Origin of the sequence: Streptomyces sp. SID4985 (genome assembly GCF_009863025.1) — a bacterium.
GTDB lineage: Bacteria > Actinomycetota > Actinomycetes > Streptomycetales > Streptomycetaceae > Streptomyces.
The window spans coordinates 1-19215 of sequence record NZ_WWIR01000525.1 but is presented as its reverse complement, the minus strand read 5'-3'; the positions used below and the strand labels follow the sequence as shown (position 1 = coordinate 19215).

The following is a 19215-nucleotide window of genomic DNA, read 5'->3' as shown; positions in this document are numbered from 1 at the left end:
CCGTCCGTCTTCGCGCCTGTCAGAACCCCGCGAGCGGGTTCCGCAGGGTGCCGATGAGCTGGAGCGCGCCGGAGGGGTCGGTGAGGTCCACCATCTGCTTGTTGTTGCGCAGCTGGAGCCGGTTCAGGCAGGACAGCGCGAACTCCGGCGCGAACATGTCGTACTGCGCGAACTTCTCCGCCAGCTGCGGGTTCGCCGCCTGGTACTCGCGGGTGATCTCCGCGACCGTGCCCCAGAACTCGTCCTCGGTGAGGACGCCCTCGGCGGCCAGGTCGGACGCGAGGAAGCGGAAGAAGCAGTCGAAGACGTCGGTGAAGATCGACAGCAGCTTCGTGTCCTCGGGCACCTCGACCCGGATGCGCCGGACCTCGGGCGGCAGCACCGCGTCCGGGTCCATGACGGCGATCTCCTCCGCGATGTCCTTGTACACCGCGCGCCGGACCGCGCCGTCCGCCAGGACCAGGATCACGTTCTCGCCGTGCGGCATGAACACCAGGTCGTAGGCGTAGAAGCTGTGCAGCAGCGGCACGTAGTAGGCGCGCAGGTACTCCCGCAGCCACTCGACGGGCGAGAGCCCGGACCGCTCGATCAGCGCGGCCGCGAAGGAGGCGCCCTCGTGGTCGGTGTGGAGCAGCGAGGCCATGGTCGCGAGCGACTCGCCCTCGGCGAGCGTGGCCACCGGGCTCTCGCGCCACAGCGCGGCCAGCATCTTGCGGTAGGGCGAGTAGCGGTCGGTCGCCTGCTCGTACTCCAGGTGCCGGTAGCCGACGGCCGCCCGCTCGCGGATGATCGTCAGGCCCGTGTCGCGCAGGACCGGGTCGCTCTCGATGAGCTGGGCCAGCCAGTCGTTGATCGCCGGGGTCGCCTCCATGTAGGCGGCCGAAAGACCGCGCATGAAGCCCATGTTGAGGACGGACAGGGCCGTCTTCACGTAGTGCTTCTCCGGGTGCGAGGTGTTGAAGAAGGTCCGGATGGACTGCTGGGCCAGATACTCGTCCTCGCCCTCGCCCAGGCACACCAGATGGCGGCGGGCCACCTCGGCGGCGAACGTCACGCTGAGCTTGTTCCACCACTGCCAGGGGTGGACCGGGATCAGCAGGTAGTCCTCCGGGTCGAGGCCCTGCCCGGTGAGGACGCCCCGGAACCGCTCCAGGGCGGCGTCGCCCAGCTCCCGGCGGAAGAACTCCTCGTACTCGACGCCCGCCCCGGCGGTGAACGCGGCACGCGAGCGGTGCGCGGCCAGCCAGACCAGTTTCACCGGGCTCGCGGTCTCCGGCGCGTACGCCAGATACTCGTGCACACCGAAGCCGAGCCGCCCGTTGTTCGCGACGAAGCAGGGGTGGCCCTCGGTCATCCCGGTCTCGATCTCCTGGAACGAGCCGGCCGCCAGCTCCTTCGCGGTGACGCGGGGCTTGGTCAGCTTGTAGCAGGTGCCGGACAGGGTGGAGGAGATCTCCTCCAGGTACACCGGCAGGATCTCGTCGCTCAGGCCGAGCGACTCCTTGAACTCGATGAAGAAGTCCAGCGCGGCGAGCGGGAGTTCGGAGCCGTCCCGGTGCCGGGCGATCGAACCGGCGTCGATCTGCCAGTGGTCCAGGCCCCGGCGGACGGCCGAGAAGCGGTACGAGGTGAGCTTGTCGTCGCTGCGGACGACATACCGCTCCCCGCCCTCCCCGCCCTCCCCGTCCTCCTCGGGCGCGAGCAGCCGCTCGTGGGCGAACTCGGAGAGGGCTTTGCGGATCAGCAGGCGGTTGGCCTGCTCCCAGCGCTCGGGGGAGAGGTGGGCGACGGAATCGGCGAGGCTCATGCGGCCACCCCCGTCGCCGCCTCGAACCGCTCCCGCGTGCAGAAGCTCAGCAGGGCGCGCTTCTCGGGCTTCTCTATCTCGCGTACGGCCTCGAAGCCGACGGCCTCGTTGAGCACGTGCACGGCCTTGTTCCTGACGTCCGGCTCCACGACCACACGCCGGGTCGCCGGGTCCGCGAACAGATGCGCCATCACGGCCGTGATCACCGACCGGGTGAAGCCGTGCACGGGCGTGTCCGTGGGCGGGACCAGGAAGTGCATCCCGACATCCCCCTCCTCGGGCTCGTACAGCCCCACCAGCTCCCGGTGGGCCGGGTCGTAGCTCTCCATCAGGAAGACCGGCACTCCGGCCTCGTCCAGGCCGAGGAAGGCGTGGTGGTGCGCGTCGGCCGCGATCTCCATGTAGGCGCGCTCGACGTCCACCTGACGCGCGTCCTGCATCATCCAGAACGCGGCCTTCGGGTCCGTGACCCAGCCGTGGACGAGACCCGCGTCCTTCAGGGGGTCGAGCGGGCGGATCGTGAAGGTCATACGGCGAACTCCTGGAAGGCGATGGTCTTCTCCACCGGGTAGTACTCCCTGCCGAGCAGGTCGCGGATGATGGAGGCGTTCCGGTAGGGCCCCATGCCCAGGTCGGGGCTGGTGACGCTGTGGGTGTGGACACCGGCGTTCTGGAGGAAGACGCCCCGGCCGGTGGTGTCGATCGCGTAGTTGCGGGCGATGTCGAAGTTGCCGTGGGAGTCGTAACGCAGCCGGTCCCGGACGGGCTTGAGGAACTCCGGCTCGCGGTACCGGTAGCCGGTGGCGAGGACCAGGCCTTCGCTCTCCAGCTCGAAGTCCTTGCCCTGCTCCTCCTGACGGAAGGCGAGGGTGTAGCTGCCGCCCTCGTAACGGGCGTTGATGAGCGCGGAGTTGGTGAGCAGGCGGGTGGGGACCGGGCCGCCGAGGTTCTTCTGGTAGAGCAGGTCGAAGATCTCGTTGATCAGCTCGCCGTCGATGCCCTTGAACAGGCCCTTCTGCGCGGTGGCGAGCCGGTAGCGGGTGTCCTCCGGGAGCGCGTGGAAGTAGTCGATGTACTCCGGGGAGGTCATCTCCAGCGTGAGCTTGGTGTATTCGAGCGGGAAGAAGCGCGGGGAGCGGGTGACCCAGTTCAGCCGGTAGCCGTGGACGTCGATCTCGCTGAGCAGGTCGTAGTAGATCTCCGCCGCCGACTGGCCGCTGCCGACCAGGGTGATGGAGCGCTTCCTCTGCAGCTCCGCCTTGTGCTGGAGATAGCGGGAGTTGTGCAGCAAGTCACCGCCGAGGTCCTGGCACGCCTCGGGGATGTACGGCGGGGTGCCGGTGCCGAGGACCAGGTGATTGGAGCGGTAGGTGTCACCGGCGTCCGTGCGCACGGCGTACACGCCGTCCTCGTAGGTGACTTCGGTGACCGTCGTGCCGAAGCGCACGCTGGTCAGCTTGTTCGCGGCCCAGCGGCAGTAGTCGTCGTACTCCACGCGCAGCGGGTAGAAGTTCTCGCGGATGTAGAACGAGTACAGACGGCCCTTATCCTTCAGGTAGTTGAGGAAGGAGTACGGCGAGGTCGGGTCGGCCAGGGTGACCAGGTCCGACATGAACGGCGTCTGGAGGTGGGCGCCGTCGAGGAACATCCCGGCGTGCCACTCGAAGTCCGGCTTGGAGTCGAGGAAGACGCCGTTCAGCTCGTCGATGGGCTCGGTGAGGCAGGCCAGGCCGAGGTTGAAGGGGCCGAGGCCGATCCCCACGAAGTCGAGGACTGGGCTGGCTTCAGGAAGCGCGGTCAAGGGACTCTCCCAGGTACTGCTCGGCGTGGCCGGCGATCAGATCGAGGACGGCGGCGATGTCGGCCGCGGTGGTCTCGGGGTTGAGCAGGGTGAACTTCAGGTAGTGGCGGCCGCCGACCTTGGTGCCCGCGACGACGGCGTCACCGGAGGCGAACAGGGTCTTGCGGGCGTAGAGGTTGGCGCGGTCGATCTCGGCGGGGTCGGTGACACCGGCGGGGATGTAGCGGAAGACGAGCGTGGACAGGGACGGCGCCACGACCACGTCGTAACGCGGGTCGGTGGCGAGCAGCTTCCAGCCTTCCTGGGCCAACTCGCAGACCTCGTCGAAGAGTTCGCCGATGCCGTCGGCGCCCATCACGCGCAGCGTCATCCACAGCTTGAGCGCGTCGAAACGGCGCGTGGTCTGGAGGGACTTGTCGACCTGGTTGGGGATGCGCTCCTCGACCATGCGGCGCGGGTTGAGGTAGTCCGCGTGGTAGGTGGCGTGGCGCAGGGTGGCCACGTCGCGCACCAGGAGGGCGGACGAACTCACCGGCTGGAAGAAGGACTTGTGGTAGTCCACGGTGACCGAGTCGGCGTGCTCGATGCCGTTCAGGCGGTCGCGGTGCTTGAGCGAGGTGAGCAGTCCGCAGCCGTAGGCGGCGTCCACGTGCATCCACACGCCGAACTGGGCGCAGAGTTCGGCGATTTCGGGGAGCGGGTCGATGGAGCCGAAGTCGGTGGTGCCCGCGGTGGCGACGACGGCCATCGGCACGAGGCCCTCTTCGGCGCAGCGCTCCAGCTCGTGGGCGAGCGCGACGGTGTGCATCCGCTTGTCGTGGTCCACGGGGATGGTCACGACCGCGTCCGGGCCGAGGCCGAGGAGTTTCGCGGACTTCTTCACGCTGAAGTGGCTCACCTCGGAGGTGAACACCCGGAGTTTGTCGAGGGATTCGGCCTTGGTCTCCTCGCGGGCGAGCAGCAGGGCCTGGAGGTTGGACTGGCTGCCGCCGGAGGTGAAGACCCCGTCGGCGTTCTCGCCGAGGCCGATGCGCTCCGTGGTCCAGTCGATCAGTTTCCGCTCGATGAGCGTGCCGCCGGCCGACTGGTCCCAGGTGTCCAGCGAGGAGTTGACGGCGGAGAGCACGGCCTCGCCGAGCACCGCCGGGATGACGACCGGGCAGTTGAGGTGGGCGAGGTAGCGGGGGTGGTGGAAGTAGACGGCGTCGCGGAGGTACAGCTCCTCCAGCTCGTCCAGGACCGCGGCGGTGTCGCCGAGCGGGCGGTCCAGGTCGACGGCGTCGATGCGGGGGGTGAGGTCGTCGGCGGTGACGCCGGTGAACGGACGTTCGGTGGTGGCGAGTTTGGCCGCCACCCGCTCTACTCCTTCGGTCACGGAGCGGCGGTAGTGCTCCGCGGTGAGGCCATTGAGCAGGTGCGAGCGCATGTGGGGTCCTCCGAGGGGACTGTCCGTGCGGGAGATTCAACTTAGGTTAGCCTAACCTCAGTTGGCTCGGGGGTGATTGCGGGGGTGCGGTGACGGGGGTCACGTTGGCGCTGCGCTCGGCTTCGGCGGGCAGGGGGGCGTGCGCTCGTTCGCGCGGGGAGCGTCAGGGTCTGGACGACTGTGGCCGCTCGCACGGGAGTTGGGGTGCGGGTGGTCGCGCCGAAGTCTCCGGGCGTGGTCTTCCGGACGCCGGGGCGCCGGAGTTCGCCCGGGTCTCTCCGCGGGGGAGGGGTGTCACGGTTGCCCGTGTCGCTGCCGGTGGCCGGGTGGACCGGGGAAGGGCGGGCGTGGGCCGGGCGGCGCAGCCTACGGCCGGGATGCGGGGCCGTACCGGCCGGATCGGCGTCAACTGACGTACGCCGCCTACGTGTTCGGCCCGCCCAGGCGGCGAGCCGTCCCGGACATGAACCCGGCCGCCCCTTCCGTAAAGCCCTGTGGGACGGGCTGCGGAACGGGGCGGCCGGGGCCGTCGTCATGCGGGGCTCCTGAAGGTCAGGAAGGGGAGGGTCAGCCGACCTTCTTCGCCGTCTCGATGGCCTTCGCGAGGTTCTCGAGGAGCGGGGCGCACTTGGCGTAGGACAGGATCGGCTCGGCGGAGCGCGGGATGACCTGACCGGCCTTGACGGCGGGCAGCTTCTTCCAGGTGGCCTTGGTGATGTCGGCGGGCTGGAGGGCCGAGGAGCGGTCGTCCATCATGATGATGTCGGCCTTGTACTTGTCGACGTTCTCCCAGCTCAGCGTCTCGAACCAGCCGCCGGTGGCCTTCTTGGCGGACTCCGAGGGCTCGACGAAGTTCACGCCGAGGGACTTGAAGTACTCCAGGTCGGCGGAGAGGTTCGTGCCGGAGACGTAGAAGACGGTCGGGGCGGCGGAGCCGGCCATGACCTTGATCTCCGGGCGGGACTTCGCGGCCTTGCGCAGGCGCTCGGAGGCGGCCTCGAAGCGCTTCTTCGCGGCGGTCACCTCGGCGGCCTTCATGTCGGCGCCCAGCGACTCGGCCAGCTCCCACACGCGCTGCAGCGGCTGGGACAGCGGGCGGTCGAAGACGGAGATCGCGACGCTCGGGGCCAGCTGGGCGATCTTCGCGGCGGACGCCTGGGGCACGTACCAGAGGGTGCCCTTGTCGTCGAAGGTCGTGGAGATGAGGACCTGGGGGCCGAAGGCGGCGTACTTCTCGATGTTGAACTGGTCCCAGACGTTGCCGAAGACCGTCAGCTTCTTGACGTCCAGGTCGCCGGCCTGCACGTCGGCCTTGCCGTCCTTCGTCGTGGTCGGGCCGAAGACGCCGTCGACCTTGACGCCGTAGTCGTGGAGCGCGGCGGCTATGCCGGTGAAGGCGACGATCTTCGTCGGGACGCTGTCCAGCTTCACGGTGGTGCCGCGGTCGTCCTTGTAGCTCCACGCGCCGGACTTGGCGGGCTTGGCCTGCCCCGCGGTGCCACCGCTCTTGCCCTTGTCGTCCCCACAGGCGGCGAGTGCGACGCCGAGCCCGAGAGCGACGCCCGCAGCGAGCAGACCGCGACGAGTGAGGGTGGTACGCGTGTGGGACATGGGGAGACTGCTTTCGACCGGGGCTTATCGCCCGCCGGACTGGTTCGGGGCAAGGTTAGCCTAACCTTGCTCAATGTCCAGGGGGTAGCGACAGCCTTCCGGTGCGGAAGTCATGCCCGAGGGGCCGTCAGAACCTGTGATTCGTGACGACGGCATGGCCGTAGACGTCATAGACGGAGACGAATCCAGCCGCGGAGTCCTTCCACGAGGAGAACGCCTCGGCGATGACGTCCGCCGCCCCCTGCGGGTCCGCGACCGGGGTCCGGCCGCCGCCGATGTCCGTGGAGACATAGGCGTTGCCCGTGTGTGCGTCCCAGGTGCCGATGACACGGTCCACGCGGGCGGCGGCGGCCTTCTGTGCCTCGGTGCCGTGCGTCTCGGTCCAGGCCCGGAACGCCCGGGCGTTCTCCTTCGAACGCGCCTGGTCCTGGTCGGTCGGCAGTTCCTCCGCCGCCCGGGTCGTACCGTCGGGCCGCGCGGTGTCCTCCAGCACCGAACAGCCGGTGCCGCCGGCCAGAAACGCGCCCAGGGCGACGACGGCGACCGTCCGGGAGTGGGGGCGGGCGGGACGCGTGGGGCGTGCGGGGCGAGGTGTCATGCCTCCAACAGTATGGGAACGGCAGGGAGTTGACGTGTCGGATGCCTCTGTGAACCCGCGCGTAGGTACGGGTACTCATGCGCGATCCGCCGACCGGCGGGACAGTGCCGGAAGACGGCGCGGGAGCACACGGGGAAGGGGAGACGCGGGCATGCCGGAGTTCCGTAGGACCGTGTGGGGCACCGTCGCCACGGTCGTCATGCTGGCCATGTCCGCCTGCACGGCCGACCGTGCCACCAGGCCGGAGGAGGTGCGCGGGCTGGCCGGCGGTGTTCAGGCGGAGGAGGCCCGGCAGCGGACGGAGGCGAGGCTTCGGGCCACCGTGCGCGAGTACACGGACCACACCTCCCTTGCTCTCGGGCTGCTTGTCCTACGTGACACGTGCGCGGGAGGAAAGGCGAAGCAGTGGCTCGGCTCCAACGGCGACGACACCTACAAAGTCACCTGCTCGATGCAGGTCACCGCGTACTTCGGCGCCGACCCGAAACGTATCGCCTCGGTCCTCGACGACATCCTCACCACCGGTGAGCGGTCCGGGTCGACAATTCCGTTCACTCACCGCAGTAACGGAGTCATCGTCGATTACTACCGGAATCGCGGCGGAGACAACGGCACGGAACCCTCCAGGATGGACGACCCATGGCACTCCCTGTCCTGGGACACGCAGTTCCACGACAGGCCCCCTGCGCAGGTCAGGGAGCCACAGCCGTGTTTTGCCGACAATCCGCCTGTGATGCGGTGTGTGAGGGAACCCGGCACGGCGACGGTGGCCGACCTCCGGAAGCGCCATGGCATGGTGTTCGAGCTGTCGCTCGTCGCTCCCGAATATTTCAAAGTGCCCAAGAGCTAGGGCACATGCTTGTGGTGTCTCAGCCCGTCAGCCCCAGTTCCCGGGCGATCAGCATCCGCTGGACCTCGCTCGTGCCCTCGCCGATCTCCAGGATCTTGGAATCGCGCCACATACGGGCCACCGGATACTCGTTCATGAAGCCGTAGCCGCCGTGGATCTGGGTGGCGTCGCGGGCGTTGTCGACGGCGACCGTGGAGGAGTACAGCTTGGCGATGGCGGCCTCCTTCTTGAAGGGCTCGCCGGCGACCAGGCGGGAGGCCGCATCGCGCCAGGCGAGGCGGGCCGTGTGGGCCTTCATCTCCATGTCGGCCAGCTTGAACTGGATGGCCTGGTTGGCGCCGATGGGACGGCCGAAGGCGTGCCGCTCCTTGGCGTAGCGCACCGACTCGTCCACACAGCCCTGGGCGAGCCCGGTGCCCAGCGCGGCGATGGCGATACGGCCCTCGTCGAGGATGCGCAGGAACTGGGCGTAGCCGCGGCCCTCCGCGCCGAGCAGGTTGGCGGCGGGGACGCGGACGTCCTGGAAGGACAGTTCACGGGTGTCGGAGGCGTTCCAGCCGACCTTGGAGTACGGCGCCGCGACCGTGAAGCCCGGCGTGCCCGAGGGGACGATGATCGAGGAGATCAGCGGCTTGCCGTCGGGCTTGCGGCCGGTGACCGCCGTGACCGTCACCAACCCGGTGATGTCCGTGCCGGAGTTGGTGATGAAGCATTTGGAGCCGTTGATGACCCATTCGTTCGTGTCCGGGTCCAGGCGGGCCGTGGTGCGTGTGGCCCCGGCATCGCTGCCGCCGTCCGGCTCGGTGAGCCCGAACGCGCCCAGGATCTCGCCCGCGCACAGCCGGGGCAGCCACTCGGCCTTCTGCTCCTCGGTGCCGAAGAGGTGGATCGGCATGGCGCCGAGCGAGACGCCCGCCTCCAGGGTGATGGCCACGGACGAGTCCACCCGGGCCAGCTCCTCCAGCGCGATGCCGAGCGCCAGATAGTCGCCGCCCATGCCGCCGTACTCCTCGGGGAACGGCAGCCCGAACAGGCCCATGCGGCCCATCTCGCGGACGATCTCGTACGGGAACTCGTGCCGCTCGTAGAAGTCGCCGATCTTCGGCGCCACGACATCGTGCGCGAACTCCTCCACCGTGCGGCGGAGTTCCTCCAGCTCGGGGCTGAGACGGTGGTCCATACTGATCACTGGTCCTTGTCGGGCTGAGTCGTTTTGCCGAGGGCACGGACGGTTCGGGAGGGGCTCGGGCGGCCCAGTCGCTCAGCCATCCACACGCTGGTCGCGGTCAGGCGGTCGAGGTCGACCCCGGTCTGGATGCCGAGGCCGTGCAGCATCCAGACCAGGTCCTCGGTGGCGAGGTTCCCGGTGGCGGACTTGGCGTAGGGGCAGCCGCCCAGGCCCCCGGCGGAGGCGTCGACGGTGGTCACGCCGTGCTGGAGAGCGGCGTAGGTGTTGGCGAGCGCCTGGCCGTAGGTGTCGTGGAAGTGCACGCCGAGGGTGTTCGTCGGCACCCCCGACTCGTTGAGCAGGGCGAGCAGTTCGAGCACATGGCCCGGGGTGGCGACGCCGATGGTGTCGCCGAGGCTCAGCTCGTCGCAGCCCATGTCCCTGAGCGCCGTGCACACCTTGACGACCTGGTGGAGCGGGACGGCGCCCTCCCACGGGTCGCCGAAGCACATCGACACATAGCCGCGCACATGCGCGCCCGCGTCCTTGGCCTGCCGCACCACCGGCTCGAAGACGGCCAGCGACTCGTCCACCGTGCGGTTGAGGTTGGCCTTGGCGAAGGACTCGGTGGCGCTCGCGAACACCGCGATCCGGCGGGCGCCGAGCGCGAGGGCCCGGTCCAGGCCGCGCTGGTTGGGGACCAGTACCGGCAGGTCCGCGTCCAGATCGCCGAGAAGCGGGAACAGCTCCTCCGCGTCGGCCAGTTGGGGGACCCACTTGGGGTGCACGAAGCTGGTCGCCTCGATGGTGGTCAGGCCCGCGTCGGCGAGCCTGCGGACGAACTCCGCCTTCACCGCCGTCGGTACGGCCGTCTTCTCGTTCTGCAGTCCGTCGCGCGCGCCCACCTCGTGGATGCGCACCCGGGCCGGCAGATCCGGCGCCGGTACGACCATGGGCAGCCCGTCGGTGCTCACTCCGCCGCCTCCTTCGGCTCGATGACCGCCAGGACCTGGTCCATGGCGACCGTGCTGCCGGGGGTCACGTCGAGTTCGGCGACCGTGCCCGCGTGCGGGGCGGAGACGACGTGCTCCATCTTCATCGCCTCCACGACCAGCAGGCTCTGCCCGGCCTCCACCTCGTCGCCCACGGCCACCTTCACCACGGTCACCGTGCCGGGCATCGGCGCGGTCAGCGAGTCGGCGCCCGCGTGCGCGGAGCGGGTGAGGGACGCGGCCACCGGGTCGTGGTCCCGGACCTGCCAGGCGTCGCCGTCCCGGCCCAACCAGTCGGCTGCGCGGTGGAAGGTGTGGCGGACGCCGTCCAGCGTGACGGTCACGCGGTCGTCGGTGACCTCGGCGGCGCGGGCCACCTGAGTGACGGGTTCAAGTCCCGCGACACGCAGCGGGAACGACACCGGCTTCGGAGTTCCGCTCAGCCGCCAGCCGTCCGGCACCGAGAAGGGGTCCGTCCAGCCGTCGCCTTTGGGTCGCAGCTCCTCCAGGCGTATGGCGGCTGCCGCCTCGTAGACCTCCTCCGGCACCCCGTCCGGGACCAGCTCGTCCACCACCCGCTCCACCAGCCCGGTGTCCAGCTCGCCCGCCACCACCGCCGGATGCGCCAGCAGCCGCCGCAGGAACCCCGCGTTGGTCGGGACGCCGAGGGTGACCGTCTCCGCCAGGGCGCCGCGCAGCTTCCGCAGGGCTGTCGCGCGGTCGGGGCCGTAGGCGATGACCTTGGACAGCATCGGGTCGTACAGGCTGCCGACCTCGGTGCCCTCGGAGAGGCCGGAGTCGGTGCGTACGCCGTCGCCCTGGGGCTCGGCCAGCAGCAGGACCGTGCCGCCGGAAGGGAGGAAGCCGCGCGCGGGGTCTTCGGCGCAGATGCGCGCCTCCACCGCGTGCCCGGTGAGCGTCACGTCCTCCTGGGCGAAGCCCAGCCGCTCACCGGCGGCGACCCGGAGCTGCCATTCGACCAGGTCCAGGCCCGTGACGAGTTCGGTGACCGGGTGCTCCACCTGGAGGCGGGTGTTCATCTCCATGAAGTAGTACGAGGACGGGTCGCTTCCCGGCACGATGAACTCCACCGTGCCCGCGCCCCGGTAGCCGCACGAGCGGGCCGCCTGCACGGCCGCCTCGCCCATCGCGGCGCGGGTCGCCTCGTCGAGCAGGACGCTGGGCGCCTCCTCGATGACCTTCTGGTGCCGTCGCTGGAGGGAGCACTCGCGCTCGCCGAGGTGGACGACGTTGCCGTGGCCGTCGGCCAGGACCTGGATCTCGATGTGCCGGGGGCGGTCGATCCACCGCTCCACCAGCAGCGTGTCGTCGCCGAAGGAGGCGCGGGCCTCGCGACGGGCGGCCGCGATCTCCTCCTCCAGGGCGGAGACGTCCCGGACGAGACGCATCCCCTTGCCGCCGCCGCCCGCCGAGGGCTTGAGCAGCACGGGGGTGCCGATCTCGCGGGCGGCGTCGGCCAGTTCGGCGTCGGTCAGCCCGCTGCCGCTGGAGCCGGGGACGACCGGCACCCCGGCCGCCGCCACCGTCTCCTTGGCGCGGATCTTGTCGCCCATGAGGGCGATGGCGTCGGCGGACGGGCCGATGAAGACCAGGCCCGCTTCCTCGCAGGCGCGCGCGAAGCCCGCGTTCTCCGCGAGGAAGCCGTAGCCCGGGTGGACGGCCTGGGCGCCGGTGCGGGCGGCGGCATCGAGGAGCCGCTCCACCGACAGATAGCTCTCCCCGGCGGGCGCCGGGCCGATCCGGACCGCCGTGTCGGCCTCCCGGACGTGCCGCGCTCCTGCGTCGGCGTCGGAGAAGACCGCCACCGAGCGCACGCCGAGCGCGCGGAGCGTACGGATCACTCGTACGGCGATCTCGCCCCGGTTGGCGACCAGCACTGTGTCGAACACGATTCCCCTCCCTCTCACATCCGGAAGACGCCGAACCGGGGCTCTCCCAGCGGCGCGTTGGCGCAGGCCGTCAGGGCGAGGCCCAGGACCTGGCGGGTCTCCAGCGGGTCGATCACGCCGTCGTCCCAGAGGCGGGCGGTGGCGTAGTAGGCGCTGCCCTGGCCCTCGTACTGCGCGCGGATCGGCGCCTTGAAGGCGTCCTCGGCCTCGGCGGACCACTCCTCGCCGCGCGCCTCCAGCTGGTCCCGCTTGACCGTGGCGAGCACGGAGGCGGCCTGTTCGCCGCCCATGACGGAGATCTTGGCGCCGGGCCACATCCACAGGAAGCGGGGGGAGTAGGCGCGGCCGCACATCGAGTAGTTGCCCGCGCCGTACGAGCCGCCGACGACCACCGTCAGCTTCGGTACGCGGGTGCAGGCGACCGCGGTGACCATCTTGGCGCCGTGCTTGGCGATGCCGCCCGCCTCGTAGTCCCTGCCGACCATGAAGCCCGAGATGTTCTGCAGGAAGACCAGCGGGATGCCGCGCTGGTCGCACAGCTCGATGAAGTGGGCGCCCTTCTGGGCGGACTCGGAGAAGAGGATGCCGTTGTTGGCGACGATGCCGACGGGGTGACCATGGATGCGGGCGAAGCCGGTGACCAGGGTCTGACCGAACTCGGACTTGAACTCGCTGAACCGCGAGCCGTCCACCACGCGCGCGATGATCTCGCGGACGTCGTAGGGGGTGCGGGAGTCGACCGGGACCGCGCCGTACAGCCCGAAGGGGTCGACCTTGGGCTCGACGGCCTGGATCACCTCCCAGGGGGTGTCCTTGCGGGCGGGGAGCGTGGCGACGATGTTCCGCACGATCCTGAGCGCGTGCGCGTCGTCCTCCGCGAGGTGGTCGGTGACGCCGGAGACGCGGGAGTGGACCTCGCCGCCGCCCAGCTCCTCGGCGGTGACGACCTCGCCGGTGGCGGCCTTCACCAGCGGGGGGCCGCCGAGGAAGATCGTGCCCTGGTCGCGGACGATGACCGCCTCGTCGCTCATCGCCGGGACGTACGCGCCGCCGGCCGTGCAGGAGCCGAGGACGGCGGCGATCTGCGGGATGCCGGCGGCCGACATGCGGGCCTGGTTGTAGAAGATGCGGCCGAAGTGGTCGCGGTCGGGGAAGACCTCGTCCTGCATGGGCAGGAAGGCGCCGCCGGAGTCGACCAGGTAGATACAGGGGAGGCGGTTGTCGAGGGCGACCTCCTGGGCGCGGAGGTGCTTCTTCACCGTCATCGGGTAGTAGGTGCCGCCCTTGACCGTGGCGTCGTTGGCGACGATCACGCAGGTACGGCCGCTGACCATGCCGATCCCGGCGATGACTCCGGCGGCGGGGGCCTGTCCGTCGTACATCCCGTCGGCCGCGAGGGGGGCCAGCTCCAGGAAGGGGGAGCCGGGGTCGAGCAGCGTGTCCACCCGGTCCCTCGGCAGCAGCTTGCCGCGCGCGGTGTGGCGGGCGCGCGCCTTCTCGCCGCCGCCGAGGGCGGCCTGCGCGAGCTTGGCGCGCAGTTCCTCGCCGAGGGCGAGATGGGCCTGTTCATTGGCCCGCCAGGCCTCCGACGCGGGATCCGCCGCGCTCGTCAGCTCCGGTGCCTCGTGCATCCTGCGAACCCCTCACCTTGTTAATGAGCGTTAACGCATTTCCCTCAGGTTAACGACCGCTAACCTCGCTGTCTAGAATGAACCGCATGGCCAGCAGAACCGATGCCCCGACCCGGCGCCAGCAGATCCTCAGAGAGGCCGCGCGCCTGTTCGCCGAGCGCGGCTTCCACGGCGTCGGCGTGGACGAGATAGGAGCGGCGGTCGGCATCAGCGGCCCCGGTCTCTACCGGCACTTCCCCGGCAAGGACGCGATGCTCGCCGAGCTGCTCGTCGGCATCAGCGGCCAGCTGCTGACCGGCGCCCGGCGCCGCCTCTCGGAGGCCGACGGCCACGCGGGCGCCTCGGCCGTCCTCGACTCCCTCATCGAGGGCCACATCGACTTCGCCCTCGACGACCGCCCGCTGATCACCCTCCACGACCGCGAACTCGACCGCCTCCGCGAGAGCGACCGCAAACTGGTCCGCCAGCTCCAGCGCCAGTACGTCGAACTCTGGGTGGAGGTCGTCCGCGAAGTCCACCCGCTCCTCACCGAACCCGCCGCCCGCTCCGCCGTCCACTCCGTCTTCGGCCTCCTCAACTCCACCCCCCACCTGGGCCGAGCGGGCACGCTCCCCGGCCGGGGAGCCACGGCGGCGTTGCTGCACCGGATGGCACGGGGGGCGTTCGCGGCGGCGGGGGTGTGACGGCTCCGCCGGTACGCTGCGGCCGTGGATTACGCGAGGATGCGTGCGCTGGCCGATGAGCTGGGCGCCTTCGCCGAGGGGCTAGAGGGCGCGTGGCGCGTCGAGATCGGGCCCGAGGGCCCCTTGCTGGCCCTGAGGAGCCGCCCGAAACGCCACGCGGGGATCGTCCGCAGACTGCGCGAGCAGGTGGACCGGCAACTCCGTACGACCCACCCGGACCACATCTGCGCGTCCCCGCACATCGAGCACCCCGCGCTGGGCCGGATGCTCCACCCGGACCTGGCGGTCGTCCCCGAGGCCACTCTGGACGAGGACGGCCCGGCGGTGGATGCCTCGCGCGTGCCGGCGTCCATCGAAATCGCCACCCTGGCAGAGGGGAGTGCCGCGAGGCCGACTGCCTTTGCCGCCATGGGCATCGCCCACTACCTGATCGTCGACCCCCGCACCGGCACCATCGAGGTCCACTCCGACCCTTGCAAGGGCCGGTACGCCCGCAAGGACGCCTACATCTTCGGCGACACGGTCCCCTTCGGCCCCTGGCTGATCGACACCGCCGACTTCCGGCGGTACGGCAAGGTCGGTAGCTGACCCTCGCCGTCGTCCGGGGTGGGCAAGCTCACCCTGGACGGGTCCTCGTACTCGCCGGTATCTTCGGTTGAGCAAGCGCTTAGACATGCCCGATGTCATGCCGAGGTACGTGGAGGTGGCGGCGTGCGCCGTACGGTTTTCAATGAGGATCACGAGGCGTTCCGGGAGACCCTGCGGGCCTTCATCGAGGCCGAGGTCGTGCCCGTCTACGACGAGTGGTTCGCGGCCGGTCAGGCTCCGCGCGACTTCTACTACAAGCTCGGTGAGCTGGGCATCTTCGGGATCAACGTGCCCGAGGAGTTCGGCGGCGCGGGGCTCGACAGCCACAAGTTCGAGGCCGTCCTGTACGAGGAGACCGCCCGCGCGGGCGTCCAGTTCGGCGGTTCCGGCGTGCACGTGCTGCTCGCCCTGCCGTACATCAAGATGCTGGCCACGGACGAGCAGAAGAAGCGTTTCCTGCCGAAGTTCGTCACCGGCGAGGAGATGTGGGCCATCGCGATGACCGAGCCCGGCACCGGCTCGGACCTCGCGGGGATGAAGACCACCGCCAAGCTCTCCGAGGACGGCACGCACTACGTCCTCAACGGCGCCAAGACCTTCATCACCGGCGGTGTGCACGCCGACAAGGTCATCGTCTGCGCCCGCACCTCCGCCCCGAAGGAGGACGACCGCCGCTTCGGTATCTCCCTCTTCGCCGTGGACACCAAGTCCGAGGGCTACTCCGTCGGCCGCAAGCTCGACAAGCTCGGTCTGAAGACCTCCGACACCGCCGAACTCGCCTTCGTGGACGTCAAGGTCCCCGTCGAGGACCTGCTCGGCGAGGAGAACAAGGGCTTCTCCTACCTCGGCCACAACCTGGCCTCCGAGCGCTGGGGCATCGCCTTCGGCGCCTACGCCCAGGCCAAGGCCGCCGTCCGCTTCGCCAAGCAGTACGTGCAGGACCGCACGGTCTTCGGCAAGCCGGTCGCCCACTTCCAGAACACCAAGTTCGAGCTGGCCGCCTGCCAGGCCGAGGTGGACGCCGCCGAGGCCGTCGCCGACCGCGCCACCGAGGCGCTGGACGCGGGCGAGCTGACCCCCGCCGAGGCCGCCTCCGCGAAGCTGTTCTGCACCGAGGTCGCCCACCGCGTGATCGACCGCTGCCTCCAGCTGCACGGCGGCTACGGCTACATGAACGAGTACCCGATCGCCCGCCTGTACGCGGACAACCGCGTCAACCGCATCTACGGCGGCACCAGCGAGATCATGAAGACGATCATCGCCAAGGACATGGGCCTGTAAGGCCCCCGCAATGACTGGCCGGTACAACCACACGTCATGAGCCAGGCACTTCAGGACCTCCTCGATCTGCTCGACCTGGAGCGGATCGAGGAGGACATCTTCCGCGGGCGGTCCCGCTCCGCCGTCGTCCCCCGCGTCTTCGGCGGCCAGGTCGCGGCCCAGGCGCTCGTCGCCGCGGGCCGCACCGTCCCCGCCGACCGTCACGCGCACTCCCTGCACGCCTACTTCCTGCGCATGGGCGACCCCGGAGCGCCGATCGTCTACAGCGTCGACCGCATCCGCGACGGCCGCTCCTTCACCACCCGCCGCGTGGTCGCCGTCCAGCACGGCAAGCCGATCTTCCATCTCTCGGCGTCCTTCCAGACGTTCGAGGACGGCCTCGACCACCAGTCCGCCATGCCGGCCGCGCCCGACCCCGCCACGCTGCCCACCTCCCAGGAGCGGCTGCGCGGCTACGACCACCTCGACCCCGAGGTGGTGGAGCGCTTCCTGGAGGCGCGCGAGGCGATCGACCTGCGCTACGTGGACGAGCCGCCGTACGGCGAGTTCGGCACCCCGCGCGAGCCGCACAGCCAGGTCTGGTTCCGCACCAACGGCAAGCTGGACGACGACCCCCTGCTGCACGTCGTCCTCGCCACCTACGTCTCCGACATGACCCTGCTCGACTCCGTGCTGCTCGCGCACGGGCGCGGAGGGTGGGCCGTCGGCGACGTGGTCGGGGCCTCGCTGGACCACGCGATGTGGTTCCACCGCCCCTTCCGTGCCGACGAGTGGCTGCTCTACGACCAGGAGTCACCGTCCGCGCACGGCGGCCGGGGCCTCGGTCAGGCCCGTATCTTCACCCGCGACGGACAGCTCGCGATCTCGGTCGTCCAGGAGGGCGTCGTCCGCGTCCCGCACTGAAACAGCGCCGTCAACAACCTTTTGCCCAAGGGGACTTGACGGTCCTGTCAGATACATGGTTGCTCGAAGTGACGAGTGGCGCATGGGGTACTAGGCTCTATCAGTGAAAGCCGCAACGCACGGTTTGCCCGGCCGACGAGCTTCCGGACGCCCGGATCTCAGCCGCAGCACCCGATGACGCACAGCGTACGGATGACTGCAGGCGTCGGTGGTCCAACATCGTGCCGCTCAGACATTGCGGTGACATCTGAAGACCGCGCCGCGTCCTTCTCTTCGCGGCGACGGCCATCCACCTCGCCCCCAGCCTGGGGACACGCGAGAGACGATGGAGATGGAAGGTATTCCCATGCGATCACAGCGCACGAGGCGCCTCGTCGCGATGTCCGCCACCGGCCTGCTGTTGGCCGGAGGAGCCGCGATAGGCACCGCGGGCACCGCCTCTGCAGCCCCGTCTCACAACAACGACCGCAGCTCCTACGGCAATGACTGGGGCGGCAGGAACCACAACGGCTGGAACAACGGCTGGAACAACAACGACTGGGGCAACAACTGGGGCCGTTACCACCACAACAACTGGTGGAACGACTACGACAACAACTGGGGCTACGGCCACGGTCACGGCGGCTACGGTCACGGCGGCTACGGTCATGGCGGCTATGGTCACGACGGTTACGGTCACGGCGGCTATGGCGGCGGTCACGGTGGCTACGGCCACGGTGGCGGTCATGGCGGCGGTCACGGTGGCGGCGGCCATGGCGGCGGCGGTCACGGTGGCGGCGGTCACGGACGCTGACCCACTCACCGCGATCTGAGCGCGATGTGCGGCCCTTTGACGGGGCCGTGCATCGCGCTCGGCGCGTTACAGACCCGCTTCTGCCAGGAGATAGGCCGTCATCGGGTCGTAGAAGCGAGGGCTCATCACATGGTCGTCGAGCGGCACCGCGACCTGGAGGGTGCCCTCGGACTCGGCGAGGAAGAGCGCCGGGTCGTTGCAGTCGGCGTAGCCCATCGCGTCCACGCCGTGCTGCGCGGCGTAACCGGCCCAGCCGTGATCGGCCACCACGAGATCGGGCAACGGGCGCCCCGCGCGCTCGAGTCCGGTGAGGATGGCGCGCATCGGCTCCCCTGAGTGGGTGTGCCAGAGCGTCGCGCCATGCTCAAGGACGGCCACGTCCGCGAACTGCATGACGTACCCCTCCTCCGTCGTCAGCCCGTCGGGGATGACGACGATCTCGCAGCCGGCGGCGCGCAGCGCGGCGGCCGTGGCGCGGTGCACGTCGAGCAGCCCGCCGGGGTGCCCGGTCGCGAACAGCACCCGCTGCTCGCTCCCGGCCGCCTTGCGCAGCCGGGCCGCCATGCGGTCCAGCGCGTCCACGGTCAGCTCGGGGTCGATGGTGTCCTGGCCGTAGCGGTGCCCGGGGTCGTCGTTCACACCGACGCGTTCGGCCATCACCGCGAGTACGTCCTGCTCGTCGGACCAGCGGTCGCCGAGCTCCAGCCCGAACCAGAAGTTACGGTCTCCGTTGGCGAGCCTGCGGTAGTGGGAGAGGTTGTTCTCGCGGGGCGTGGCGACGTCGCCCGCGATACGTGTTCTCACCAGATGCTCGACCAGCTCGGCGCGGCTGGGTGTCCCGGGTATCGGCATTCCCCCATTGTGGGGCAGCGGGCCGGGTGCCGTCTCCGGCATTCGGCGAGCGCGGGCCTCAGCCGCGGCGCAGCGCGAACCACAACTCCATCCGTACGTCCGGATCGTCCAGATCGGCCCCGAGCAGGGCCGCGCAGCGGGCGATCCGCTGGCGCACGGTGTTGCGGTGGACGCCCAGCGCGACCGCCGTACGGTCCCAACTGCCGTGCAGCGAAAGCCAGGCGCGCAGCGTCTCGGCGAGCGCGGGTCCGGCGGCGAGCGGGGCGAGCAGGGCGCGGGCGTGTGCCTCGGCGTCCGCCGGGGGCACCAGGTCCGCGAGCC

Annotated in this window: 18 protein-coding genes; 6 read left to right on the top strand and 12 right to left on the bottom strand. The window is 70.0% G+C overall.

Annotated features, from left to right (window positions below):
• Positions 1-19: 19 nt before the first annotated feature.
• The 6 genes from GTW40_RS22685 to GTW40_RS22660 all read right to left on the bottom strand — a co-directional run bounded on the left by GTW40_RS22685 (position 20) and on the right by GTW40_RS22660 (position 7243).
• Complete coding sequence (locus tag GTW40_RS22685) at positions 20-1807, bottom strand: IucA/IucC family siderophore biosynthesis protein (protein ID WP_161182029.1); 1788 nt, start codon at positions 1805-1807, stop codon at positions 20-22.
• Complete coding sequence (locus GTW40_RS22680; RefSeq protein ID WP_161182028.1) at positions 1804-2337, bottom strand: GNAT family N-acetyltransferase; 534 nt, start codon at positions 2335-2337, stop codon at positions 1804-1806. Before GTW40_RS22680 ends, GTW40_RS22685 begins: the two co-directional genes overlap by 4 nt.
• The gene (locus GTW40_RS22675) at positions 2334-3608 is read right to left on the bottom strand and encodes a lysine N(6)-hydroxylase/L-ornithine N(5)-oxygenase family protein (protein WP_161182027.1); all 1275 of its coding nucleotides are present in this window, start codon (positions 3606-3608) and stop codon (positions 2334-2336) included. The genes GTW40_RS22680 and GTW40_RS22675 overlap by 4 nt, the downstream gene beginning before the upstream one ends.
• A complete protein-coding gene (gene desA, locus GTW40_RS22670; RefSeq protein WP_161182026.1) occupies positions 3592-5034 on the bottom strand; it encodes a lysine decarboxylase DesA in 1443 nt (480 codons plus the stop codon). Before desA ends, GTW40_RS22675 begins: the two co-directional genes overlap by 17 nt.
• 567 nt (positions 5035-5601) lie before the next feature.
• Entirely contained in the window at positions 5602-6645 is a 1044-nt protein-coding gene (locus GTW40_RS22665; protein WP_161182025.1) for an ABC transporter substrate-binding protein, read from the bottom strand.
• 127 nt (positions 6646-6772) lie between these two features.
• The gene (locus GTW40_RS22660) at positions 6773-7243 is read right to left on the bottom strand and encodes a hypothetical protein (RefSeq protein ID WP_161182024.1); all 471 of its coding nucleotides are present in this window, start codon (positions 7241-7243) and stop codon (positions 6773-6775) included.
• A gap of 151 nt (positions 7244-7394) precedes the next feature.
• Between GTW40_RS22660 and GTW40_RS22655 the strand changes: the two genes are divergently transcribed.
• Positions 7395-8093: a hypothetical protein gene (locus tag GTW40_RS22655; protein WP_161182023.1), complete on the top strand. Its 699-nt coding sequence runs from the start codon at positions 7395-7397 to the stop codon at positions 8091-8093.
• A gap of 19 nt (positions 8094-8112) precedes the next feature.
• Here the strand turns inward: GTW40_RS22655 and GTW40_RS22650 are convergent, their stop codons facing one another.
• Genes GTW40_RS22650 through GTW40_RS22635 form a run of 4 tightly spaced genes read right to left on the bottom strand, consistent with a single transcriptional unit; the run spans position 8113 to position 13794 of the window.
• Positions 8113-9273: an acyl-CoA dehydrogenase family protein gene (locus GTW40_RS22650; protein ID WP_161182022.1), complete on the bottom strand. Its 1161-nt coding sequence runs from the start codon at positions 9271-9273 to the stop codon at positions 8113-8115.
• A 5-nt stretch (positions 9274-9278) separates the two neighbouring features.
• Positions 9279-10235, bottom strand: a complete 957-nt coding sequence (locus GTW40_RS22645; RefSeq protein ID WP_161182021.1) for a hydroxymethylglutaryl-CoA lyase — start codon at positions 10233-10235, stop codon at positions 9279-9281.
• Entirely contained in the window at positions 10232-12163 is a 1932-nt protein-coding gene (locus GTW40_RS22640; RefSeq protein ID WP_161182020.1) for an acetyl/propionyl/methylcrotonyl-CoA carboxylase subunit alpha, read from the bottom strand. Before GTW40_RS22640 ends, GTW40_RS22645 begins: the two co-directional genes overlap by 4 nt.
• 14 nt (positions 12164-12177) lie before the next feature.
• Complete coding sequence (locus GTW40_RS22635; RefSeq protein ID WP_161182019.1) at positions 12178-13794, bottom strand: carboxyl transferase domain-containing protein; 1617 nt, start codon at positions 13792-13794, stop codon at positions 12178-12180.
• A gap of 86 nt (positions 13795-13880) precedes the next feature.
• Here GTW40_RS22635 and GTW40_RS22630 point away from each other — a divergent pair, with 86 nt between their 5' ends.
• The 5 genes from GTW40_RS22630 to GTW40_RS22610 all read left to right on the top strand — a co-directional run bounded on the left by GTW40_RS22630 (position 13881) and on the right by GTW40_RS22610 (position 18042).
• The gene (locus tag GTW40_RS22630) at positions 13881-14477 is read left to right on the top strand and encodes a TetR/AcrR family transcriptional regulator (RefSeq protein WP_161182018.1); all 597 of its coding nucleotides are present in this window, start codon (positions 13881-13883) and stop codon (positions 14475-14477) included.
• A 24-nt stretch (positions 14478-14501) separates the two neighbouring features.
• Entirely contained in the window at positions 14502-15065 is a 564-nt protein-coding gene (locus GTW40_RS22625) for a Uma2 family endonuclease (protein WP_343245764.1), read from the top strand.
• 123 nt (positions 15066-15188) lie between these two features.
• The gene (locus GTW40_RS22620; RefSeq protein WP_161182017.1) at positions 15189-16346 is read left to right on the top strand and encodes an acyl-CoA dehydrogenase family protein; all 1158 of its coding nucleotides are present in this window, start codon (positions 15189-15191) and stop codon (positions 16344-16346) included.
• Between the two features lie 36 nt (positions 16347-16382).
• On the top strand, positions 16383-17249 hold the full coding sequence (tesB, locus tag GTW40_RS22615; RefSeq protein ID WP_161182016.1) for an acyl-CoA thioesterase II: 867 nt from the start codon (positions 16383-16385) through the stop codon (positions 17247-17249).
• Between the two features lie 346 nt (positions 17250-17595).
• Positions 17596-18042, top strand: coding sequence for a hypothetical protein (locus GTW40_RS22610; protein ID WP_161182015.1), 447 nt, complete (start codon positions 17596-17598; stop codon positions 18040-18042).
• Positions 18043-18108: 66 nt separating this feature from the next.
• Here the strand turns inward: GTW40_RS22610 and GTW40_RS22605 are convergent, their stop codons facing one another.
• The gene (locus GTW40_RS22605; RefSeq protein ID WP_161182014.1) at positions 18109-18894 is read right to left on the bottom strand and encodes a phosphatase; all 786 of its coding nucleotides are present in this window, start codon (positions 18892-18894) and stop codon (positions 18109-18111) included.
• A 58-nt stretch (positions 18895-18952) separates the two neighbouring features.
• Positions 18953-19215 (bottom strand): helix-turn-helix domain-containing protein (locus GTW40_RS22600; RefSeq protein WP_161182013.1); only part of this gene is annotated, 263 nt, incomplete at its 5' end.